We start from the raw sequence: 21,766 nt of genomic DNA, 5'->3' as shown, positions 1-21,766 counted from the left end.
ACTCTGTCACCGCCCGGCAGCCCGGTCTTTCGCTCTTTCACCGCCCCGCAGCTCCCACTCTTTCGCTCTTTCACTCTTTCGCATTTAGGATTAACCCGCCCCTCGGGCTATCTTTGCCAAACCGTTTGCCGCCCCTCTATTATTATGCAATCGCTCAGTACGCGTCACCTGCTGGGAATCAAAGACCTGACCGAATCCGACATTCAGCTTATTCTGGAGACCGCCAGGGAATTTAAGGATGTCATCAATCGCCCGATCAAAAAAGTCCCTTCGCTGCGCGACATTACGATTGCCAACGTTTTCTTCGAGAACTCGACCCGCACCCGGCTCTCGTTTGAACTGGCCGAAAAACGGCTCTCGGCCGATGTCGTAAACTTTTCGGCTTCGGGCTCGTCGGTCAAAAAAGGCGAAACCCTGCTCGATACAGTCAACAACATTCTGGCCATGAAGGTCGACATGATTGTGATGCGGCATAGCAGCCCCGGTGCGCCCCACTACTTAGCCAAACACATTCCGGCCAACGTAGTCAACGCGGGCGACGGCACCCACGAGCACCCGACTCAGGCCTTGCTCGACTCCTTTTCGATTCAGCAGAAATTGGGCGACGTGGCCGGTAAGCGCGTGGCCATCATCGGCGACATTACCCACTCGCGGGTAGCCCTGTCGAATATTTTCTGTTTGCAGAAGCAAGGAGCCGAGGTGATGGTTTGCGGCCCGGCGACCTTGATACCCAAACACATCAGCGCCCTGGGTGTGCGGGTCAGTCATGATGTACGGGAGGCCCTCAACTGGTGCGATGTGGCCAATGTGCTGCGCATTCAGCTCGAACGGCAACAGATCAAGTACTTCCCATCGTTGCGGGAATATTCGCTGTACTACGGTATTTCTAAACAGATGCTCGACGAGCTTGACCGCCCGATTGTGCTGATGCACCCCGGCCCGATAAACCGGGGGGTTGAACTCACCTCCGACGCTGCCGACTCGCACCACAGCATCATTCTCGATCAGGTCGAAAACGGGGTAGCCGTTCGGATGGCGGTTCTGTACCTGCTGGCGCAGTTGTAACGAGTGCAGGATAAGTTCATACGCCAGGCTTGCGAAAAAAGTTTTAGACAGGATTACAGCCGGGTGGTCAAAAAAAAGAAACTTTAACCCCCGCTTTACTTCTGCGTGAGTTCGCGGAAGATTCCCTCCAGATTACCCGCCTGCTGCCGAAGCCCAACGAGTGTGAGACCACGGTCGGCCGCGAGCCGAAACACCGACGCCCGCAAGTCGGTGCCGGTCTCAGCCGTTATGCGATACTGCCCCGGCGCAATGCGCTCCACGGTCTGCACACCGGGGAGCTGTTGCAACCCTTCGGCATCGGCAAGGTCGGTTTCAAACTCGGCCACCACGGTGAGGCCACCCTCGGCCTGCGCCCGTAGTTCGGTCAGGGGGCTGTCGGCTACGAGTTGCCCCCCGCTGATAATCACCACCCGGTCGCAGAGGGCCTCAACCTCCTGCATAATGTGGGTCGAAAACAAAACGGTTTTATCGCGCCCGACCTCCCGGATCACATGCCGGATTTCGGAAAGCTGATTTGGGTCGAGGCCCGTAGTGGGTTCGTCGAGGATCAGCACCGGCGGGTTATGCAGCAGGGCCTGCGCCAGTCCCACCCGCTGCCGGTAGCCTTTCGACAACTGCCCGATGCGTTTATGCTGCTCCTGCGCAAGCCCTACCCGCTCGATCACCTGACTTATCTCACGGGAAAGCCGTTCGCCCCGGAGGCCGTGCAGCTCGCCCGTAAACCGCAGGTATTCTTTCACGTACAAATCCAGATATAGCGGGTTGTGTTCGGGCAGATAGCCAACACTCCGGCGCACGTCCATCGGGGCTGTACGCACGTCAAAGCCGTTGACCAGCACGGTGCCTTCGGTGGGCGGCAGGTAGCCCGTTGCCACTTTCATGGTTGTTGATTTACCGGCTCCGTTGGGCCCCAGAAAGCCAACAATCTGGCCCGGCTCCACCGAAAACGAAATATCGTTGACGGCGCGCTGCCCCGAATCGTACTGCTTGGTTAACTGCTGAACGCGTATTGACATGAATTGAAAAGCTAAAACACTGGCTATTAGACAACCGTCTATAATCACCGAAAATCAGCCGAATGGGTATGCTTCCAGACGGTTACGAACCGACGGCACCCCAAGTTGGGCATACAGAGGCCAATATCCAGCTTCTAACGTCTGACATCCAAAAAGTATTTCTATTTTTAGCGTTTAAACGAGAAAATCTCCCTTCCGTTGCTGTCTCTGCCTTTATGAGCAACTCTCTTTTTCGCAAAAAAACGGTAAACTCGGTTCTTACCGAAGCCGAACATAGTGCCTCCGGTCAAATGATGAAAATTCTGGGTGTCCGCGACCTTACCTCACTGGGTATTGCGGCCATCATTGGAGCAGGTATTTTCAGTACAATTGGCCGGGCTTCGTTCAACGGCGGGCCGGCCGTTTCGCTGCTGTTTGTTTTTACGGCCATTGCCTGCGTGTTTACAGCGCTTAGTTACGCTCAGTTTGCCAGCACGGTACCCGTGAGCGGGAGCGCTTACACCTACGCCTACGTGGCTTTCGGCGAAATTTTTGCCTGGATCATCGGGTGGTCGCTCATTCTCGAATACGCCGTTTCGAACATGGTAGTAGCCATTTCGTGGTCCGAATATTTTACGGGGATGCTCGCTGGCTTTGGGGTCAGTTTTCCCGGATGGCTCTCTACTGACTACGGGTCGGCGGCCCGCGCCTACGAAGCCGTGCAGCAGTCGGCCGCGTCGGCTACCGATGCCCAGCGCACCCTGGCCGCGGCTTATGAGGCCGCTCCCAGCTTAGGCAGCCTCAAGGTGATTATGGACTTACCCGCCGGGCTGATTACCGCCCTGATTACCGCTCTGGTGTACATTGGCATCAAGGAATCACGTAATGCGAGCAACGCTTTGGTGGTGCTCAAACTGGCCGTGATTGCGCTGGTGATTGGCGCCGGTGTGTTCTATATCAAACCTGCCAACTGGACGCCCTTCGCCCCCAACGGGGTGGGCGGGGTACTGAGTGGCGTGGCCTCGGTGTTCTTTGCGTTTATCGGTTTCGACTCCATTTCGACCACGGCCGAGGAGTGCCGCAACCCACAGCGTGACCTGCCCCGCGCCATGATTTACTGTCTTGTGATCTGTACGGTGCTGTACGTACTGATTACGTTGGTACTCACGGGCATGGTCAATTATAAAGAGTTGGGGGTCGACGATCCGCTCGCGTATGTGTTTCAGAAAGTAGGCGTGGATGCAATGGCCGGGATTATCTCGGTAAGCGCCGTGGTAGCCATCACCAGTGCCCTGCTTGCGTACCAGCTGGGGCAACCCCGCATCTGGATGACCATGAGCCGCGACGGGTTGCTGTGGCCCATTTTTTCGAGTATTCACCCCAAATACCGGACGCCCTGGTTCTCAACCATCGTTACGGGTTTGCTGGTAGCGCTGCCCTCGCTGTTTCTCGACATGCAGTTTTTTATCGACCTCACGAGCGTCGGGACGTTTTTTGCGTTCATTATGGTGTGCGGAGGTATTCTGTACCTCGACGCCAAGGGCATTTCGGCCCAATCGAAGTTTAAAGTGCCGTATGTTAACGGCAAATACCTCATTGGCCTGGGTCTGATTGGGGTAGTAGCCTGGGGGTTGTCGGGCGGATGGCTGTTCAGTTCAATGGCCGAGAAGCCCCTCCTGTACGTATTTTACCTGACCTGGACGGTGCTGTCGGTACTGGCCTTCCAACGCAGCTTCTCCCTGTTGCCGGTGCTGGGCATCCTGACCAACCTGTACCTCATGACCGAGCTGGGCCTGAGCAACTGGCTCATTTTTGTGGTTTGGCTCGTAATCGGGCTGGTGCTCTATTTTTCATATGGCTACCGGAAGAGTAAACTCGCGAAGTCGGGGACAATTATTTCCTAAATTTGTTTTGGAAGAAAAACGGATATGGAAGCTAAAATCAACGAAGCCGCCCGTTCGCTCTGGGTCATCTATCGCCATATGCCGACTGACGTTCAGCAGGCCTTCAAACGAATGATTGACGAGGGAGATTCGTACGTGAATGAGCAATGGACACCACTTTCTGACCCCTCTCTAAAAGGCATCTGGGAGTCACCAGACGAAGATTATTGGGACGAGTTATACACGAAGCTCCATGCAAAGTGAATTCAAATCAGCGGGCGAGCTTTACTGGTGTCAATTCCCGCTCTCTGACAAAATTGATAAGTCTAAAAAGCGGCCTGTTGTAATTATCAGCGCTCAGGAGTCTAATAAGTTGGACGATGACTACATTGTTCTCCCGATTACCCGAACAGTCAGGAGCGATTCCTTCTCAGTACTAATTCAGCCAACTGATATACTCGAGGGCCTAAAAATTGAAGGCGAGATTCGTTGCAACAAGCCATTTACAGTTCGTAATACACTCTTGCTTGAAAAAATTGGAAAGCTCGAAAATGCTGTTACTGAACAAGCTATTCGCCTAACTAAACAAGCTATTCATTTCGAATAACTACAGGTCTCACTCTCCCTTTCCGTAGATCAGAATATGCTGCTGTGGCAGGCGTTTGTCGTTTTTAAGCAAACGCAGCCCCACAGCCTTCATTTCTTTGGTTGCCTGCGCTTCCGACATTTTGTGGTGCTCCTTGATCGGCACGTTGGGGTCTTCGGCCCGGTACTCCACCAGCACAACCCGACCGCCCGGCCGCAACGACTGCACAATATTGTCCATCATCTCGCGCGGATTCGAAAACTCGTGGTAAGCATCGACCATCAGCACCAGATCAACGCTATTAGCGGGTAACTTCGGGTTGGTAATGGTGCCCAGCACCGGCTCCACGTTGGGAGCCTTATTTTTACGTTTGCCCGCTTCCAGATACTCGATCATCTCGGGCTGAATGTCTACCGCCAACACCTTTCCCTGCGGCACCAGCCGCGCGAGCCGAAAACTGAAATAGCCTGTTCCGGCCCCAATATCAGCCACCACATCAGTCGGTTTGAGGGCCAGCGCAGCCGCCAGCAAATCGGTGCGCTCTTCCTGCTGCCGCTCCGAGCGTTCGAGCCAACCCGCACCGAGGTGGCCCATCACTTCCGAAATTTCGCGGCCCATGTACACCCGCCCAATGCCATCGTAAGCCGGGGCCTTTGTTTGGTAATATCCGGCGGTATCGGGGGTACGGGTCGTGGTGGGCGACTGCTGTGAAGCACCCTGCCGACAGGCTACCGTGGTGAGCAACAAAAGAAATACGTAACGGATCATACAGATTGAGGGGAAGTACTAATCAATGTATAATGAACAGTGCACAGTTTCAGTACTGGCCATTCGGACTTTAGACACTGGACATTAGACTTACTACCTTTATAGATGGAGGTCTAACGTCTAATGTCCAGTACTGAGTATTTTATATTCACTTAACCAGGCCACCTAGTCCTGCATGGCAGCTTTCTTAATTCTTCGACCGAACCAGTAGCCGAGCAGCAACAGGCCGCTCACGATCGTCAGGCCGATAAAGCCTTTGCGCATCAGGTCCTGACTCCGGCTAAAGTACGCAATAAGCAACGTTAGCGGGGTTACGCCCAGCAGGGTGGCCGTGATGAATTTGGGGTACGATAAGCCCGACAAACCACCGACCAGACTGATAGCGTCGCCTGAAATGAACGGGGTCATGCGGGCAAAAACAATTGACCAAAATCCATTTTCCCTAACCCAGGCCCCGGCTTTGCGTTCGGTTTTGTCGCCTACAAGTCGGCGGACCATTGCCTCACCCACGCCACTGCCCACGCCATAACCGACCGTAGCTGCCACGCCCGATGCCACCAGCGAGATCAGGGTGCCGTTGACCGGACCATACGCCAGCATGGACACCGCAATGAGCACAAACGAAGGCACCACCACCATAAAAATCTGGGCCACCATTGCGGCCACTATAATGAGCGGGCCACGCCAGCCAAACTGGCTCACCCACTCCGAAATACGGGGTCGGTCGTCGCTCGACAGCACCTCGAACGCTTCGCGGATAAATTGACTAAACGCCGGTACCGTTACGTAAGCAACCCCAAGGCCACCCACGAGCAGCACCGTCAGAATGAGGGGGAGGTATTGAATCAGTTTATGAAAATCGTGTTCGGTTGAATCAGACATGCGCTATTAAATGGGTAGATGTTCCATTAACCCGTCCTACCTCAATGTGTTTAGGGTCAGTTAGTCTGTTGCCGGGCCGTCAGTGTAGTTTTCGAAACAAAACTGCATATTGCGTTCTTCTAACGGCAAACAATCCTTCTGTTCATTGTATGAATTTCATCCTACATCTCCTGCTCGATGCCGCCGTCATTTTCGGCCTTGCTTACGTCATGCCCCAAATCGAAGTAAAGAGCTTCGGTACGGCCGTACTCATCGCACTGATTCTCGGCATCCTCAACTTTCTGGTGGGCTGGCTGCTGGCCTTTCCGCTCAACTTAGTCACGTTCTTTTTACTGACGGGGCTGGTCCGGCTTGTGGTTACAGCCCTGCTGCTCAAGCTGATCGACAAGTTTATGGATAGCTTCACGATTCATGGTTTCTGGCCTGCCCTCGTTATTGCCCTGGCCGTTGCGGTTGCCGGTACCCTGATCGACCGGTCGGCCCCGAGTGAGCCTATGCGCGAAGCCGGGCACGTAGCCGTACTGGCTCCCGGTCGGTAAGCAAGCCCCGTTTTGATCTTCCAGAAAAGCACCTTGTCGAAAGATAGGGTGCTTTTTTTCGTTGTACCATGTCGTATGAGCTGTCATCTTGTTTAGAAAGATGACAGCTCATACGACATGGTACTCAGCCATGCGGAGGGCGAATTTCATGAGGTTTTCGAGCCGCCAGAGCACCGTATTTCGGCGGTACGAATCGGCAGGGTCCCGTCGGTACGCATTCCACTCAAACTCCCACGACAGCCGGGGAATCTCCTGCATCATGATTTTATCGATCAGAAAATCCGTCTGACTCGCAAACAGGTCGGTAGCAAACACACCGTCGAGCAGGGCCGCCACTACTTCTTCGCAGGTTACGGCCCGCGTGCCCGTAGGCGGGTTGGTGGGAATTAGCGGGGGCACATCCGAAAAATTAGGCTGAATGGCCTCGATCCGGGCCACCCAGTCGGGCTTGAGCCGGTACCCCGGTTCGACCTCAAAATAGCCCTGCACCAGATAATCGATCAGGGCCCCGCGCAGAGCAATGGTGGTGGTGTTGATCCAGATTTTAGAGAACCCCGTCTGGTAATACGGCTCGTACCCAAACACCGTTGGCTGATCGAGCAGCGGCTGCCCAAGGTCGCGAAGCCGCCAGTAAAAAATATCCATGTACTTCCGGTACGAGGCCGGGCGGGTGACCATGTCGGGCGGGGGTAGCTGTAACTGGCGCAACGTGCCCACCACCAGCTCCACGGGCGATTTGATCATGGCTCCCCGATTTTGGGGGCTAAAAAACACGTCGCTTGTGAGCAGTTTTTCCAGCACCGGCCGAATGGCCCAATCGTTACCCGGCGAGGCAAAAAATTGGGCCAACGGCTCAATCACGGCCGTTTCGACCTCGGGGGTTACATTCGGATTAACGAACCAACGGTAAAGCTTACGGCAGATAAACCGGGCCGTTTGCGGGTGGGTCAGCAGCATGGCCACCAGGTCGTTCAGCTCATCGTCGCCCGCCGTGGGGCCACTCCGCCCCCGGATCACGGCATGATTATAACTGGCCGAAAATACCTTGTCGGTGGTGTCGTGTTTGGCAGGGTCGAAGGTGGTGCCGATGGTGGTGGAGCCACTCACCCAATAGTTGCTGAACTTCCAGCCGGTAAGCACCCGCGCGGCCGCTTTCACGTCGTCTTCGGTGTAGTTGTACTGCCCGGCGGGGTCGAGAATCCCGACCGTAAACAACTCCTGCAACTCCCGGCCGAAGTTCTCATTGGGCGAACCAGCCTCGTTTTCGTTGCCGTTGAGATATTTGAGCATGGCCGGGTCTTTGGTCACCTCAATCAGGAACGTTCGGAAGTTGCCCAGCGCATGCGTACGCAGCAGGTGCAGATACCGCCAGATGAACCGATAATCGTCGACGCCCTCGCGGGTAGTTACGAAGTGATTTTGCCAGAACAAGGTCAGTTTATCGAGCAGACCAATCGGCTGGTTTTGACCCAGCATCACGCCCAGCCACCAGTACGACACAAAATAGCCCAACTCCGAATTGCGGTCGCCATCGTACGGAATAGTACGAATGGGCTGCCCCACGGTGGACCTGGCATCGTTGAGGTCGATGGGGGGCGGCAGAGCATAGTTTGCATTATTCACCAGCCGCTCCACCGCCTGACCCGCTGTAAGCCCCACAAACTCGGCTACCTCGGCCGATGTCGCCCCAAACGACGCCCGCCGGAGCAAATGGGCCGCTGTTTGGGGGGTCAGAACAGCGGTATGTGGGTTGAGAGAGGACACAGGCCAGGGGGCGGGGTTTATCGTTTTTGGTTTATCGTTTTGGGGGGTTGCGTGGGAGAAAACACAAGACTGACGAGGAAGGAAACGCAAGGCTGACGCAGGAGGAGATGCAAAATATTGCGTCTTTACGACGCCACCGGCAACGTAATCACAAACTCGGTAAACAAACCCGGCTCTGAGGTTAGGATCATGGTGCCGCCATGTCCTTTGGTCACAATGTCGTAACTGAGCGATAGCCCCAGGCCGGTGCCCTGCCCCGTGGGCTTTGTCGTGAAAAAAGGCTGAAAAACTTTCCGGGCCACCTCGGCCGGAATCCCCGTACCATTGTCGCGAATCCGAATCACAAGGGCATCGGCCTGGGCGGCTGTAGACACCCAAACCGTAGGCCGGTAGTTGGGCTGATCGGTAGTTTTTGACTGTTGCTCTACGGCGTAAAACGCATTGTTGAACAGGTTGACCAGCACCCGGCCTATGTCTTCCTTCACCAGTTTAATAGAAGGCAAGTCGGGGGTCAGCGCGGTTTCCAGATGCACGTTGAAACGCCCCGTTGGCCCCCCTTTATCTTTGGCCCGCATACCGTGGTAAGCCAGCCGCTGGTACTCGTCGACCAGCGCGTTCAGGTCGGTGGGTTCTTTTTGCCCTCCGTTGGCGCGGCTGTGCTGCAACATACCCCGCACAATACTGGAAGCCCGTTTGCCGTGCTCGTTTATTTTTTGAACATTCTGCTTCAGATCCTCCAGTAATTCGGTTTCCAGGTCTTCGTCGCGGCCGGTGGGTCGGGTTCGTTCTTCGTGCAGCTCACCGAGCAGCTCCACACTCACCTCGGCAAAGTTATTCACGAAGTTGAGCGGGTTCTGAATCTCGTGGGCGATACCAGCCGTCAGTTCCCCCAACGACGCCAGTTTTTCGCGCTGAACCAGTTGTTCCTGCGTGGCCCTAAGCTCTTCGAGCGACTGGTGTAGCTCGGCCGTTCGCTCCCGAACCTGCTGCTCCAGCCGGTCGTTTTGCGTAGCCAGAATCTGCTGTTTTTCCTGCTCCTGCGCCAATGTGCGGGCCGAGAGTTGCTGCACCTCACGAAGATTGTCGGACAGAGCCTGATACGTACGGGCGTAATCGCGCACAAGCGAGAGCGACAGCCCCACCGGGATGCTGAACAGAATAACGCCAAAAAGCAGTAAGATCGGAATCAGGATCGAGCTATCGAAATCATTTTGGGCCGTGATCTCTAGAATGGCCAACCCCACGCTGTAAACAAAAATCAGCCCCAGACAATACAGGGCCATTTTGATAGAATTCCACGGCAAGCGGGAGTCGGCATCGCCCCGTCGGCGGCCAATCCAGCTGAGACGCACGTAGTCGATCAGAATGAGCAACAACGGAATTACCCCCAGACTTTCGTAGCGTTTGTTAGTACTAATTTCGTAGACCAAATTGGCCACGGCTATCCCTATCAAAACATAATAGGCCCAGCCCCGCCGGAGATGCAGGTACTGATAGGCGGTCGTAAGGAGTAGGATAAACCCAAAGCAGATAAGCACATCTTCCGTTGGATCAACCACCGCCTGCTGTGTCAGTGTTGCTGTATGGTTATCCAGCTCACCTATACCGAATGCCAACGTAAAGAATATCATCATCCAGGCCAGCGTATAATGGATTCGCTGACTACGATTGACCCGATAAAACAACACATGCAGAAAGGCCAGAATAGCAAAAACACTGGCGAAGAAAATATTACCGAGTGTCAGCCAGCGCCCCCATACCACTGAAAGCGCGGCTTCGCTAACCGGTCTGAAACTTACATAGAGGGGGTCAATGTCGACCGCACCAAACAGAACCGGATCGCGCCGAAATTGATAGCGAATGGCCAGCACATGCCTACTTGTATCGGCAACGCTGATTGAGACAAACTGGATCACACGCTGCGAACCGCCCGAATCGAAGCGGGTGGGCTTGACCTTTGCCAGAAGACGACCGTCGAGAAAGATTTCAGATGCTCCAAACTGCTGTACCACCAGCTGTATGTCTTTGCCGACAGCCGAAGGCCGCATTCGAAAGGCCATCCGAAACCAGCCTTTGCCAGCTTTCCAGAGTGCCTCATTATTCTGCAACGAGTTGTCGGGCGATTGGTGCTCCCAGTTGAGGGGCTCATAGGTCGGGTCGGCCCAGCGCAGGCTATCACCCGCTTTGAACCGCCACGACACCCCCCGCAGGTCATCTTCGGCATCTACCCAGCGCGTGCGTTCCCGCTTTTGTCCCAGCACCGGCCCCAACGCCAGCCAGAAACTCATCATGTACAGCAATACCCGGATCATGCTGGCAAGATACAAAACAACCGGGACCCGCATAGGCCGGGATGGCCCCTACCCGGTAATACTCAGTTTGTAGGGTCCGGTAAACTGTAATTTGCCGTCCAGCTTCACGTTCCGAACTGACACGTTTTGCCCAATGGTAACCGTGTGCCCGGCATTGACCCGCACAAATTCGCCCGGCATCGGCTGTCGGCCCACCGTCCAGACAGCCCGGTTGGTCCAGTCGCCCGAGGCTACAGTTTCAACCACGTCGGAAAAGAGCGAAACCGTCGGGAAGTTTCTAAACAGCACCTGCCCCGTGGTGGCGGGCGCTGCGCCAAACCAATCGGTCAGCAGATCGCCGTACACTCGCCGGAAGTCAATCTGCATTTTGATGTCTTTGTTGCCGCCATAACTCGGAATCAGGTCGTTCAGGTCGGGATTGGTGCCAATGGTGGGGTGTTTTACGGCCTTGCCAAACACAAACATCGGGGCAGCTACCCCGTGGTCGGTACCGCGCGAGTTATTGGAATTGGCCCGACGCCCAAACTCCGAAAACGTCATGCCCACCACCCGGTCTTCGGTACCCTGCAAAGCCAGGTCCTGCTGGAAAGCCGCAATCCCTGCCGACAGTTTCCCGAGCAAGCTGGCGTGTTCGCCCAGGGTCGGGTCGGCACTATCGACCTGGGTCGAGTGGGTATCAAAGCCCCCAAGCGACACAAAGTAGATTTTGGTTTTGAGGCCGCCGTGAATAAGCCGGGCCACAATTTTGAGCTGATCGGCCAGGTAATTTTTCTCGGTCGACGCCGGGTAGGTAGCGAGGTTGCGACCGGCATCGGCCGCCCGTTTAATTTCGCCCGCATACCCTACCGAAAGCGCCTGCTGCTTGCGGATGTACGCAATCAGGTCGCCCGCATCACAACAAGGCAAATCGGCTGGCGAGGTGGAGGTAGCAGCCCCTACAAGCTGGTAAAAACTATCCGGGTCGTTGATGGCAATCCCCATCGACTGTGTGGGGCCGAGCAGGGCCGTAGAGGTCAGGTAGCCGATCTGGATAGCCAGCGGGTCTTCCATTTGTGGGTTGGGGTAGCCCACCGGATAGCCCGGAAACTGCGTGTTCAGGTAACGCCCGGCCCAGCCGGTTTCGCTTGTCTGCTCGGCGTCGACGGCCGTCATCCAGATGTCTGTCGAGCGGTAATGCGACTGATCGGGATTGGGGTACGATACCGAGTGGACAATCGTCAGCTTACCGTCGTTGTACAGGTTGCGCAACCCGGTCATCGAGGGGTGCAACCCGGTTTTATCATTGCCCGACAGTGTCAGGACTTTGTTTTGCGGAATGGCCACGTTGGCCGCTGTACCGTAGCCACGCAGGGTGTTGTAGGCACTCAGCTGATCGAGCGGAATCACGGTATTGAGGCCGTCATTGCCGCCGTTGAGGTAAATAATCACCAGCACCCGGTCGCCGTAAGCCGCGCCAGTCTGCATCAGCGACTGCACCAGGGCCGAGCTTTTGGCCATGGCCTTCACCCCAAACCCATCGACCATAACCGGGAGCAGGGCCGACGAGGCCGCCCGCATAAAATCTCTTCGTTTCATAATACGTGGTATTCGGCCATGCGCAAAATGTACTTCATCAGGGTCTGGAGCCGCCAGTTGATCGTATTGCGGGCGTTGGTGATTTGGGTGGTGGTGTAGTTGGCCGGGTACGTGATGGTTCGGCGGTAGGTGTTCCACTCAAACTCCCAGCTGGTACGGGGCGACGAGTTCATCATCATGATCTGATCGATCAGAAAGTCTTTCTGACTCCCAAACAGATCGGTGGCGAACAGATTCTGGGTAAAGGCGTCGAGTACCTGCACGCAGGTAACTGGCCCGGTGCCGCCCGTACCCGAAGCCGGAATATCGCTAAAGTTGGGTTGCAGGCTCGTTACCCAGGCAATCAAATCGATACCGAGTTTATATCCGGGCTCTACCTCCAGCCAACGCCAGATGAAGGCGTCGGTATAGTCGTTACGCAGGGCTACGGTGGTGGTGTTGATCCAGATTTTAGAGAACCCCGTCTGGTAATACGGCTCGTATCCAAACACACTCGGCTGATCGAGTAGCGGCTCCTGCAAATCGCGCATCCGCCAGAACACAAAGTCCATATACTTTTTGAATGGGGTGATCTTCGTCCGCATATCGGGCGGCATCTGCCCAAAAAATCGTAACGCCCCAATCTGAAACTCCGCCGGCGACTTGATCATGGCCCCGATATTGGCCGGGTCGAAGAAAATATCGCTCGTCAGGAGCTTCTCAATCACCGGCCGGATAGCCCAGTTATTCCCCGCCGACGCAAAAAACTGGGCCAGCGGAATAATCACGTTTGTCTCAATGTCGGGCGTCACAATGGGGTTTACAAACCAGCGGTAGAGCTTGCGGCAGATATACCGGGCGGTTTGCGGGTGGTTCAACAGCATCGTTACCAGATCGTTCAGCTCGGTATCGCCCGCTGTAGTGCCGGTACGGCCCGTAATCACGGCATTGTTGTAGCTGGCCGAAAACGTTTTGTTTGTTGTGTCGTGTTTGGCCGCATTGAACGTAGTGCTAATGCTGGTAGACCCGTTGACCCAGTAGTTGGTAAACTTCCAGCCCGTGAGCACCCGCGCGGCTGCCTTCACGTCGTCTTCGGTGTAATTTTTGTTCCCGTCGTAGTCGACCGCCCCGACCGTAAACAGCTCCTGCAACTCGCGGGCGTAGTTTTCGTTGGGCTTTCCCACCTCGTTTTCGTTGCCGTTGAGGTATTTGAGCATGGCCGGGTCTTTGCTGATTTCGGTCACCAGCGTCCGAAAATTCCCCAAGGCACCATTGCGAAGTAATTGCATATACCGCCACACAAACCGGTAATCGTCAACCACCTCGCGGGTTGTCACAAAGTGATTCTGCCAGAATAACGTCAGCTTGTCGAGCAGGCTTATCGGCTGATTCTGCCCGAGCATGAGCCCCAGCCACCAGTACCGGATGTAATGCCCAAAATCGAAGTTCCGATCACCATTAAACGCAAACCCCATGTACGCTTGACCGGCGGTGGGCTGCGTGCTATCCAGGTCGACGGGCGCGGGCGGGTTGTAATTTGCATTACCGATGAGTAGCTGCACAGCCTCGGCGGCCGTTTTACCCGTAAACTGCGTAATCTCGGCGGGGGTGGGGCCAAACGTTGCCCGCCGGAGCAGATGGGCCGCCGTTTTGGCGGTCAGTACCGCACTGTACGGAGAAAGGTAGGCCATGAAAAATTGAAATCAAGTACGATGGCCCGGCAAACTACCTGCGCCGGGAAAAGAGCAAGGCAATATATGAAAAAAGTGGCCTGCTAATAGCAGGCCACTTCGGTAACGGTACGCGCCACGCGCGATTTAAATAGCTTCTTAATCGTTTCGGCGAGCGCCCATCAGGATACTCACGTAGTAGAGCAACGTTGCCAGCGAGCCAATGGCCGCCACCACATAGGTCATTGCCGCCCACCACAGGGCGTCTTTAGCGTAGTCGTACTCGCGCTGGGTCACAATACCCCGGGTTTGCACCCACGCCAGCGCCCGCTTGCTCGCGTCGAACTCAACGGGCAAGGTAATAAAGCTGAACAAGGTAGTAGCCGCAAACAGAGCTACCCCGATGGTAAGCGGAATAAGCGAGGTGTTAATGAGCAGAATACCTGCCAAAATCACCCACTGCATATACTGCGACGCTACCGACACAAACGGCACAATGGCCGACCGGAACTTCAGCGGCCCGTAAGCCACCTTGTGTTGTACAGCGTGTCCACACTCGTGCGCGGCTACGGCGGCAGCGGCTACGCTACGGCCGTAATACACGTCGGCACTAAGGTTTACGGTTTTGTCCTGCGGGTTATAGTGGTCGGTGAGCATACCCTCCACCGAGAGTACCCGCACGTCATAAATCCCATTTTCGTTGAGCATCCGTTGGGCAATCTCAGCCCCGCTAAGGCCGTTGCTCAGGCCAATCTGTGAATACTCGTTGAACTTGCTCCGCAGTCGCCAGCTTACGAAAGCACTGACTGCGAAAACGATGATACCAATTAAATAAGCACCTGCCATTTTCAGAATAAGTTAGGTTCAGGGTTGTAAGCCCATCGCAAGTATAACAAAAAAGTAGGCCGGTTTGTCCCAAAATCCCCAGTACCCGGTACTGATGGCCCTACAGATGGCCGAACGGCTCAAAACCGGGAGGAGGTGTTTTCAGAGCTTAGCCCCGCAGTATTTGCAGTGCACGGCATCGGGATCGTGGCCCTGTCGGCTACAGTTGGGGCACGATTGGGTCGAGACAGCCAACCGACTACTGGCGGCACTGATACTCACGGCCACAATGCCGGTAGGCACAGCAATAATCACGTAGCCGAGCATCATAATGAGGGTCGCAATAAACTTACCAGCCGCCGTAGCGGGTACAATGTCGCCGTACCCAACCGTCGTGATCGTGATCACAGCCCAGTAAATACTCAGCGGAATACTCTCGAACCCGTTGGTACGCCCTTCGACCACGTACATCATGGCCCCCAGCACCACCACAAGCGACAGAATGGTGACGAAAAATACGGCGATTTTGGCCCGGCTCTCCCGCAACGAATACGCCAGCAAGCGGGCCGCAGCGGTGTACTCGCCCAGCTTCAAAATCCGAAAAATCCGGATGAGTCGCAGAATCCGAACGGCCATCAGCTCGTTGCCGCCCACCATAAACAGCCCCACGTAACCCGGTAAAATAGACAGCAGATCGACCAGCCCGAAAAAGCTGAATAGATACCCTAACGGCCGGCGGACGCTGATCAGCCGCAGTACGAACTCGATCGTAAACAGAATGGTAAATATCCATTCGACCTTTTCAAAGAAAGCGCCGAACTGACTGGCCAATGCGGGCACACTCTCCAGAATCACAATCAGCACGCTCAGCAGAATCAACACCAGCAGCGTCAGGTCAAAGGCCCGGCCGGCCGGGGTGTCGGCCTCAAAAATGATTTCGTGCATCCGGTGCCGAATGCGCTCCCAACGTTCGTTCATAGCCTAAAAAAAAACGCGCCGGATTTCAGCAAAGCCCGGCGCAGTAAACTTATCGATCAACGACCAAATTTTGTCCCAAAAAAATCGCCCTTATTCCAGACCGGCCGTTCGTCGGCCTGGGCCGTGAGGTAGCCAATCAGAAACTGCAACTGCACGTGCCGGGCGGCCGCACTCCAGTCGAACGGCTGGTTCATGTCATCTTTAGGCGTGTGGTACACGGTAGCCCGCCAGTCGAGGTTGAGTTTTGTGCCGTCGCGGGTGTCGCCGGTAGTCGAGCCGCTTTTGATGTAAATAGCCGGGATTCCCTGCCGCACAAAGCTGAAATGGTCCGAACGCATAAACACAGCCTGCTCAGGAATAGGGTCTTTGGCAATTTGCACCCCCACAAACTGTGCGGCCGCGTTGACGGCCCCTACCATGCTCGAATGCTCCGAGCCGTACGGCACAATATCGATGAGTGGGTGGAAGAAAAAGGGCATATCCAGACACAGGTTTGCCACGATTTTGTCTTTGGGTACTGTGGGGTTACTGGCGAAGTAGTCGGAGCCGAGCAGCCCCATTTCTTCGCCCGTAACGGCCACAAACAGGATTGACCGGCGGGGGGCTTTAGGCAACGACGCAAACAGCCGGGCCGCTTCGAGATTAATAGCGACGCCCGAGGCATTGTCGTGCGCCCCGTTATTGATCGAGTCGGCAGGGGCACTTTTGAGCGGCCGGGTGATGCCCAGATGGTCGAGGTGCGACACGTACACCACGTACTCGTCTTTGAGCCGGGGGTCGGTGCCGGGTAGCATTCCCACAATGTTTTCGCCCACCAGCCCGTCGTTCAGCTCGGTTTGCGTACGCGCCCGCACCGAGAGGTTGAGCGGAAACGCCTGCGGCTTACTCTGGGTAGCGGCAATACGTGCCTGATCGAACGTCTTTTCGGCCCCGGCAAACAGGGTGCGGGCCGTTGAGTCGCCCATCGACGCAATCACTTTCAGTTGCGGGTAGGTACGCTGTGCCTGCCCTTTCGGGTCGACCCAACGGTAGGTTGGCAGTCGGTTGCGCGGGGCATTCGACTCGATGCGCGCCCGCATGTCGGTAGGCAGGCTAAACGTGATGATACCCACGGCCCCACGGGCTGCGGCTACCTCCTGCTTGGCCGAACCCGAATACGCCCGCTGATTCGACGGGAACGAAGCGGGTGCCCCATTGAAACAGGCCACAATTTTGCCCCGCACGTCGATGTTGGCATAGTCGTCGTAGCCCAGTTCGGGGGCCGACACCCCAAAGCCAACAAACACGACCGGAGCCGAGACCTCGCTCGTAGCCTGCCCAAACTGAGGGCTCAGGATAAAGTTACGGCCGTAGGTCAGCGCCTGAGCAGGGCCATCAAGACCGTCGGCACCCCGGCGCGTGAGGCTCATCGAACTCCCCTCTTCCACCACCTGCGCCCGGCGCAACGGCACAGCCTGCCGGTAACTTTTTCCAACAGGGGTAAAACCAAGCGATTTAAACTGGCTTTCAACATACTGAGCGGCCAGCTCATAACCGGGCGAGCCGGGTTTACGGCCCTGTAATTTATCGTCGGAGAGGTACCGCATATGGGCCTCGATTGCCTCCGGCCGCACGGCCTTGGCCGCTTTCTGAGCCTCGGCCGGAATGGCGGGCGTGCCGGATTGGGCCATTCCGGCCAGACTAAAGAGTGTTGTTCCGATTACAGTAGGCAGTGCCTTGCAGGCAAGTGCGATTACGCGCATAGTGACGTGTTTGTGTGACAAAAAGGCAAGTTCGGAAAGTTCGGCCAAACGGGAAACAATCCCGGCAGGCTGGTTAGCCAGTCGGGTAAAGCGATACGGGTGCGGTGAGGCCAAACTGTTCGCGTAGGGCAACGCGGGCCGCGTGATACCCGCACATGCCATGTACCCCTCCACCCGGTGGTGTTGCCGACGAGCAGATGTACACCCCTCCGCCCCCCAGTGAGTAAGGTTCTGCTGACCATACCGGCCGGGTAAACAACTGCCCTAAATCCAGGATGCCGCCGTTGATGTCGCCCCCCACGTAATTTGGGTTGTACTGCTCCATTTGGGCGGTATTCATGGTGTGCCGGGCCAAAATCAGGTCGCGGAAACCGGGCGCAAACCGCTCAACCTGTTGCTCGATGGCATGGGTCATGTCGACGGTTGAGCCGTGGGGAACATGGCAGTACGCCCAGCCGGTATGCTGCCCGGCGGGTGCCCGCGTCGGGTCAAACCGGCTTTGCTGGGCCAGCAACACAAACGGCCGGTTGGGGTGGGCACCGGCGTAGGCCGCCTGCTCCGAAGCCGTAATGTCGGCCATTGACCCACCCAGATGCACGGTTCCTGCCCGGTGCAGATCGGGATTGGTAAACGGGATCGGTCCCGACAGCGCCCAGTCGATCTTGAACACGCCCGGCCCGTACCGGTACCGGTTCAGTTGCCAGCGGTACAGACGGGAGAGCTTATCACCCACAATGGGCAGTATCTGACGGGGCGTCAGGTCGAAGAGTAAGGCGCGGGCGGGCGGCAAATCGCGGGCGGTCCGAACCGGGCGGCCGGTCTGAATTTCGCCCCCGATGGATTGATAATACCCGGCCAGTGCAGTGGCAATAGCTTGTGCACCGCCCACAGGCAAGGGCCACCCCTGCCGATGCCCCAGTGCCAGCAATACCAGCGCAATGGCTGAGGTAGTGAGGTTGGTAAGCGGCTGAATCGAATGCGCGGCCATACCGGCCAGAAACCCCCGCGCGGCTTCGGTCTTGAACCGCCGGGCCAGCCACGTGACAGGCGGCAGAGCCTTAAGCCCAAACTGAGCCAGCGGGAATGGGTTTTTGGGGATTTGCAGCGGCCCCAGCAGGCTCGTTACGAGCGAGGGCCATTCCTGTTCAATAGGCCCGATCAGGTTACGGTACGTATCGGCATCGGGGCCCAAGTGCCGGGCGGTCTCGTCGACAGAACGAGTCAGCAAAGCCGCCGAGCCATCATCGAACGGATGCGCGGCCGCCACGGGAGGCTCTACAAACCGAAGCCCAAACTGCGCCAGCGGCAACTGCTGCAAAAAGGGCGAACCAGCCGTGAGCGGGTGAATCGCCGAGCACACGTCGTGCACGAAGCCCGGCAGGGTCAGTTCGGCGGAGCGCAAGCCGCCCCCTATGGTGGGTTTGGCTTCGAGCACCAGCGTCCTGAGCCCAGCCCGCTGCATCAGAATAGCCGCACTCAGGCCGTTGGGGCCAGCCCCCACAATCACAGCATCGTAGGCGGTGGCAGATGGGTTCATGTTCTGATGCAGACAGGCGGTGTTACAGGCTCTGCTTTATTTTTTCGATCAGGCTCGTGGTCGAGTACCCTTTCACGAGGGGAATGGTTTCGACGGAGCCGCCATTAGCCAGCACAAAATCGGCCCCGACAATGGTGGCAACGGTATAATCATCGCCTTTCACCAGAATATCGGGCCGAATCAGCTCGATTAACTCTTTGGGCGTCGGCTCGTCGAACAGGGTCACCAGATCGACAAATTCAAAGGCAGCCATCATTCGGGAGCGGGCGTACTCGTTCACCACCGGGCGCAGGGGGCCTTTGATCCGGCTCACCGACGCATCGGTGTTGAGACCCAGCACCAGCCGGTCGCCAAGGGCGCGGGCTTTTTCGAGGTAGTCGATGTGCCCCAGGTGAACAATATCGAAGCAGCCATTAGTAAACACGATGCGCTGCCCCTCGGCCCGCCACTCAGCCGCCTGCCGAATGGCCTGTTCACGGGTTTGTATTTTGGAAGAAGTCATAGATTCGTTTTTGGGCTTCATTCACCCATCAGATCGCTCACTCCGAACGTCAGCAACGGAAAGGCTGTAGGTGTCAGATTTTGCCCTCTCTTCAGTGTTTTCAGTTGCCCGTAGCCACCTTCCTGCGGATCGGTGTACACTTCCACACTGGGTGTTTTTAGGTTAATAATCCAAACTTCAGGAATCCCACTCTGTGCGTACAAGGGCAATTTCACCTCTTTATCAAAACGTAGAGTAGCTTCTGAGACTTCGATCAGCAACAAGACATCAGCTGGATTCGGAAGCGCTGCTTCGTAAAAATCATCGCGTGGGCGTAGCACAGCAATGTCGGGCTCCGGCTCCGAACGATCATTCAGAATAACGGGGTTCTGCACACTGACGATGGCCGCATCAGCCAACCGCATGGTAAATAGTTTAGTCAGTCGGGCGACACAGGCAAAATGTTTTCTACCAATCGGACTCATGGTATAGATACGGCCGTTTATGAGTTCTATGCGATCATTTTCCGTGAAAATTCCCGCTTCGCCCATCTGGTGATACTCTGTCACCGTGAATTGATACAGCCCTTGTTCAACTTCGGCTTCGGTCAGCATCGCGTTTGGTTATTTTCATTCAAGATACGCAAAATCCGTACTCATCGGGAGGTCTCTTCAACCGTTACCGGCGCAACGCCCCGCCGGTTTTTGGCCAGTACAATCAGGAAGCTGATGCCGCCGTACAGGATCACAAACAACCACTGCGACAGCAACATGAGGGTTGCCAGGGTCTGCCCATCCTGCGGGCTAAGGCCATACAGCGCCAGGGCTGAGCCCACCAGAATATTGAACGCACCCAGACCGCCCTGCGTAGGCGCGGCCATGCCGATGGTGCCCATGGTCAGAATCGTCAGGCCCGCCAACGGTCCGAGTTTGGCCGTTTGGGGCATGGCAAAAAACAAGACATACATGGTGGCGTAATACATCCCCCAAATGAGCAACGTATGGAACAGAAACAGCCCCGGGCTCCGTAGTTTCCTGACACTCAGCAGCCCCTCAAGCAAGCCCATACCGAAACCGATTATCTTGCTCAGCAAGGGGTTTTGCATGAGCCGGTCTTTGTACCGACCAAACAGCCACCAGGCAGCCACAGCCCCGCCCACAAGCAACACGGCCCCGCCTATGAGTAAGCCCGTATTGTCCTGCAACGTAGCCAGATTGAATTTGCTACCCAGAAACTCGGTCAGGAAGGTACTCAACCGACCAAACTCCAGCACAAAGGTGAGCCCTATGAGCAACACCAGCATGATTACGTCGAAAATGCGCTCGGCCACCACCGTTCCGAAGCTCACGTTAACGGGCACATCGTCGGTACGGTTAAGAGTACCGCAACGGGTCACCTCCCCCATACGCGGAATGAGCAGGTTGGCAAAATAGCCTGTGAGCACGGCCAACGTCAGGTTTGTAGCCGATGACCGGTAACCAACCACGGGCTCCAGCAACAACCCCCACCGCACGGCCCGGCTCCAGTGAGCTACCAGAATCAACACCCCGTATAAGGCCACCGGACGGTAGTCGGCCTGCCCGATAGCCACCAGCATGGCATCGAGGTCGATGTCTTTGAAAACGTACCAGAGCAGCCCACCGGCCACCACCAAAGAGATGAGATATTTGAGAAGTTGCTTCATAAGGGGAGAAGGGAGGAAAGGGAGAAAGGAGAACGGAAAAGTATGGATAACGCTACCTTTTCCGTTCTCCTTTCTCCCTTTTTCTACCCTTTTATTAATCGATTATTTTCGTCGGGGAACACCACAGTCGGTTTGTGGGCGCGGGCTTCGTCGGGGGTCATCATGGCATACGAGATAATGATGATGATGTCGCCAACTTGCGCCCGGCGGGCAGCCGCTCCGTTGAGGCAAATGATCCCCGAGCCCCGTTCGCCCTTGATCACGTAGGTAATCAGGCGCTCGCCGTTGTTGTTGTTAACAATGTGTACCTGCTCATTTTCCATGATGCCGGCAGCCTCCATAAGATCTTCGTCGATGGTAATGCTCCCCACATAGTTGAGTTCGGCCTGAGTCACGCGGACCCGGTGCAGTTTCGATTTTAATACGGTAACGAACATGAAGTAGACAATTGCCGGGCAAAAGTAGTGGATTTTCCACTCTAAGCAGGCACCCCTGAAACAC

General features: G+C 56.0%; 20 protein-coding genes. 5 read left to right on the top strand and 15 right to left on the bottom strand.

Going from position 1 to position 21,766, the window contains the following annotated elements:
- The first annotated feature begins 144 nt into the window (after positions 1-144).
- Complete coding sequence (locus RUDLU_RS0120395) at positions 145-1,065, top strand: aspartate carbamoyltransferase catalytic subunit (RefSeq protein WP_019990282.1); 921 nt, start codon at positions 145-147, stop codon at positions 1,063-1,065.
- A 95-nt stretch (positions 1,066-1,160) separates the two neighbouring features.
- On the opposite strand, the gene gldA is transcribed toward RUDLU_RS0120395, so the two are convergent.
- Entirely contained in the window at positions 1,161-2,081 is a 921-nt protein-coding gene (gene gldA, locus RUDLU_RS0120390) for a gliding motility-associated ABC transporter ATP-binding subunit GldA (RefSeq protein ID WP_019990281.1), read from the bottom strand.
- Between the two features lie 215 nt (positions 2,082-2,296).
- Here gldA and RUDLU_RS0120385 point away from each other — a divergent pair, with 215 nt between their 5' ends.
- The 3 genes from RUDLU_RS0120385 to RUDLU_RS0120375 are packed head-to-tail and all read left to right on the top strand — an operon-like array spanning position 2,297 to position 4,550.
- Positions 2,297-3,964 (top strand): amino acid permease, encoded by a 1,668-nt coding sequence (locus tag RUDLU_RS0120385; RefSeq protein ID WP_019990280.1) that lies wholly within the window; start codon positions 2,297-2,299, stop codon positions 3,962-3,964.
- A 24-nt stretch (positions 3,965-3,988) separates the two neighbouring features.
- Positions 3,989-4,207: a hypothetical protein gene (locus RUDLU_RS0120380; protein WP_019990279.1), complete on the top strand. Its 219-nt coding sequence runs from the start codon at positions 3,989-3,991 to the stop codon at positions 4,205-4,207.
- Positions 4,197-4,550: a type II toxin-antitoxin system PemK/MazF family toxin gene (locus RUDLU_RS0120375; protein ID WP_019990278.1), complete on the top strand. Its 354-nt coding sequence runs from the start codon at positions 4,197-4,199 to the stop codon at positions 4,548-4,550. The genes RUDLU_RS0120380 and RUDLU_RS0120375 overlap by 11 nt, the downstream gene beginning before the upstream one ends.
- 9 nt (positions 4,551-4,559) lie before the next feature.
- Here RUDLU_RS0120375 and RUDLU_RS0120370 read toward each other — a convergent pair whose 3' ends face one another.
- Together RUDLU_RS0120370 and RUDLU_RS0120365 are read right to left on the bottom strand one after the other, a co-directional pair.
- Positions 4,560-5,297 carry a class I SAM-dependent methyltransferase gene (locus RUDLU_RS0120370; protein ID WP_019990277.1) on the bottom strand — a complete coding sequence of 246 codons (738 nt, stop codon included), beginning with the start codon at positions 5,295-5,297 and terminating at the stop codon, positions 4,560-4,562.
- A gap of 165 nt (positions 5,298-5,462) precedes the next feature.
- The gene (locus RUDLU_RS0120365; RefSeq protein ID WP_019990276.1) at positions 5,463-6,179 is read right to left on the bottom strand and encodes a TVP38/TMEM64 family protein; all 717 of its coding nucleotides are present in this window, start codon (positions 6,177-6,179) and stop codon (positions 5,463-5,465) included.
- A gap of 149 nt (positions 6,180-6,328) precedes the next feature.
- Here RUDLU_RS0120365 and RUDLU_RS0120360 point away from each other — a divergent pair, with 149 nt between their 5' ends.
- Positions 6,329-6,718, top strand: a complete 390-nt coding sequence (locus tag RUDLU_RS0120360) for a phage holin family protein (RefSeq protein ID WP_019990275.1) — start codon at positions 6,329-6,331, stop codon at positions 6,716-6,718.
- 108 nt (positions 6,719-6,826) lie between these two features.
- Here RUDLU_RS0120360 and RUDLU_RS0120355 read toward each other — a convergent pair whose 3' ends face one another.
- From RUDLU_RS0120355 to panD, 12 genes are all read right to left on the bottom strand, one after another.
- Positions 6,827-8,482: a DUF1800 domain-containing protein gene (locus RUDLU_RS0120355; protein WP_027303246.1), complete on the bottom strand. Its 1,656-nt coding sequence runs from the start codon at positions 8,480-8,482 to the stop codon at positions 6,827-6,829.
- A 125-nt stretch (positions 8,483-8,607) separates the two neighbouring features.
- Positions 8,608-10,794 (bottom strand): sensor histidine kinase, encoded by a 2,187-nt coding sequence (locus RUDLU_RS0120350; protein ID WP_245581695.1) that lies wholly within the window; start codon positions 10,792-10,794, stop codon positions 8,608-8,610.
- 48 nt (positions 10,795-10,842) lie between these two features.
- Positions 10,843-12,369: a DUF1501 domain-containing protein gene (locus RUDLU_RS0120345; protein WP_027303245.1), complete on the bottom strand. Its 1,527-nt coding sequence runs from the start codon at positions 12,367-12,369 to the stop codon at positions 10,843-10,845.
- The gene (locus RUDLU_RS0120340; protein ID WP_019990271.1) at positions 12,366-14,039 is read right to left on the bottom strand and encodes a DUF1800 domain-containing protein; all 1,674 of its coding nucleotides are present in this window, start codon (positions 14,037-14,039) and stop codon (positions 12,366-12,368) included. The genes RUDLU_RS0120345 and RUDLU_RS0120340 overlap by 4 nt, the downstream gene beginning before the upstream one ends.
- A 138-nt stretch (positions 14,040-14,177) precedes the next feature.
- On the bottom strand, positions 14,178-14,864 hold the full coding sequence (locus tag RUDLU_RS0120335; protein ID WP_019990270.1) for a zinc metallopeptidase: 687 nt from the start codon (positions 14,862-14,864) through the stop codon (positions 14,178-14,180).
- Positions 14,865-15,005: 141 nt separating this feature from the next.
- Positions 15,006-15,821 carry an ion transporter gene (locus RUDLU_RS0120330; RefSeq protein ID WP_019990269.1) on the bottom strand — a complete coding sequence of 272 codons (816 nt, stop codon included), beginning with the start codon at positions 15,819-15,821 and terminating at the stop codon, positions 15,006-15,008.
- Between the two features lie 56 nt (positions 15,822-15,877).
- On the bottom strand, positions 15,878-17,563 hold the full coding sequence (locus RUDLU_RS0120325) for a M28 family metallopeptidase (RefSeq protein WP_019990268.1): 1,686 nt from the start codon (positions 17,561-17,563) through the stop codon (positions 15,878-15,880).
- A gap of 73 nt (positions 17,564-17,636) precedes the next feature.
- Entirely contained in the window at positions 17,637-19,100 is a 1,464-nt protein-coding gene (locus RUDLU_RS0120320; RefSeq protein ID WP_019990267.1) for a phytoene desaturase family protein, read from the bottom strand.
- 22 nt (positions 19,101-19,122) lie between these two features.
- Entirely contained in the window at positions 19,123-19,602 is a 480-nt protein-coding gene (gene rfaE2 / locus RUDLU_RS0120315) for a D-glycero-beta-D-manno-heptose 1-phosphate adenylyltransferase (protein WP_019990266.1), read from the bottom strand.
- Positions 19,603-19,619: 17 nt separating this feature from the next.
- Positions 19,620-20,195, bottom strand: coding sequence for a Uma2 family endonuclease (locus RUDLU_RS0120310; protein ID WP_019990265.1), 576 nt, complete (start codon positions 20,193-20,195; stop codon positions 19,620-19,622).
- Between the two features lie 41 nt (positions 20,196-20,236).
- Positions 20,237-21,265, bottom strand: a complete 1,029-nt coding sequence (locus RUDLU_RS0120305; RefSeq protein WP_027303243.1) for a lysylphosphatidylglycerol synthase transmembrane domain-containing protein — start codon at positions 21,263-21,265, stop codon at positions 20,237-20,239.
- An 83-nt stretch (positions 21,266-21,348) separates the two neighbouring features.
- Entirely contained in the window at positions 21,349-21,702 is a 354-nt protein-coding gene (gene panD, locus RUDLU_RS0120300) for an aspartate 1-decarboxylase (RefSeq protein WP_019990263.1), read from the bottom strand.
- Positions 21,703-21,766 lie beyond the last annotated feature (64 nt).

The sequence above is a fragment of the Rudanella lutea DSM 19387 genome, from assembly GCF_000383955.1.
Taxonomy (GTDB): domain Bacteria; phylum Bacteroidota; class Bacteroidia; order Cytophagales; family Spirosomataceae; genus Rudanella; species Rudanella lutea.
The sequence above is the reverse complement of the archived record's forward strand: the minus strand, read 5'-3'. Positions and strand labels throughout refer to the sequence as shown.

Coding starts and splice junctions, on each gene's coding strand:
- RUDLU_RS0120365 (WP_019990276.1), bottom strand. CDS start 6,179: ATGTCTGATTCAACCGAACACGATTTTCATAAACTGATTCAATACCTC.
- RUDLU_RS0120340 (WP_019990271.1), bottom strand. CDS start 14,039: ATGGCCTACCTTTCTCCGTACAGTGCGGTACTGACCGCCAAAACGGCG.
- RUDLU_RS0120380 (WP_019990279.1), top strand. CDS start 3,989: ATGGAAGCTAAAATCAACGAAGCCGCCCGTTCGCTCTGGGTCATCTAT.
- RUDLU_RS0120360 (WP_019990275.1), top strand. CDS start 6,329: ATGAATTTCATCCTACATCTCCTGCTCGATGCCGCCGTCATTTTCGGC.
- panD (WP_019990263.1), bottom strand. CDS start 21,702: ATGTTCGTTACCGTATTAAAATCGAAACTGCACCGGGTCCGCGTGACT.
- RUDLU_RS0120350 (WP_245581695.1), bottom strand. CDS start 10,794: ATGATCCGGGTATTGCTGTACATGATGAGTTTCTGGCTGGCGTTGGGG.
- RUDLU_RS0120310 (WP_019990265.1), bottom strand. CDS start 20,195: ATGCTGACCGAAGCCGAAGTTGAACAAGGGCTGTATCAATTCACGGTG.
- RUDLU_RS0120325 (WP_019990268.1), bottom strand. CDS start 17,563: ATGCGCGTAATCGCACTTGCCTGCAAGGCACTGCCTACTGTAATCGGA.
- RUDLU_RS0120385 (WP_019990280.1), top strand. CDS start 2,297: ATGAGCAACTCTCTTTTTCGCAAAAAAACGGTAAACTCGGTTCTTACC.
- RUDLU_RS0120330 (WP_019990269.1), bottom strand. CDS start 15,821: ATGAACGAACGTTGGGAGCGCATTCGGCACCGGATGCACGAAATCATT.
- rfaE2 (WP_019990266.1), bottom strand. CDS start 19,602: ATGACTTCTTCCAAAATACAAACCCGTGAACAGGCCATTCGGCAGGCG.
- RUDLU_RS0120395 (WP_019990282.1), top strand. CDS start 145: ATGCAATCGCTCAGTACGCGTCACCTGCTGGGAATCAAAGACCTGACC.
- RUDLU_RS0120370 (WP_019990277.1), bottom strand. CDS start 5,297: ATGATCCGTTACGTATTTCTTTTGTTGCTCACCACGGTAGCCTGTCGG.
- RUDLU_RS0120305 (WP_027303243.1), bottom strand. CDS start 21,265: ATGAAGCAACTTCTCAAATATCTCATCTCTTTGGTGGTGGCCGGTGGG.
- gldA (WP_019990281.1), bottom strand. CDS start 2,081: ATGTCAATACGCGTTCAGCAGTTAACCAAGCAGTACGATTCGGGGCAG.
- RUDLU_RS0120335 (WP_019990270.1), bottom strand. CDS start 14,864: ATGGCAGGTGCTTATTTAATTGGTATCATCGTTTTCGCAGTCAGTGCT.
- RUDLU_RS0120320 (WP_019990267.1), bottom strand. CDS start 19,100: ATGAACCCATCTGCCACCGCCTACGATGCTGTGATTGTGGGGGCTGGC.
- RUDLU_RS0120375 (WP_019990278.1), top strand. CDS start 4,197: ATGCAAAGTGAATTCAAATCAGCGGGCGAGCTTTACTGGTGTCAATTC.
- RUDLU_RS0120345 (WP_027303245.1), bottom strand. CDS start 12,369: ATGAAACGAAGAGATTTTATGCGGGCGGCCTCGTCGGCCCTGCTCCCG.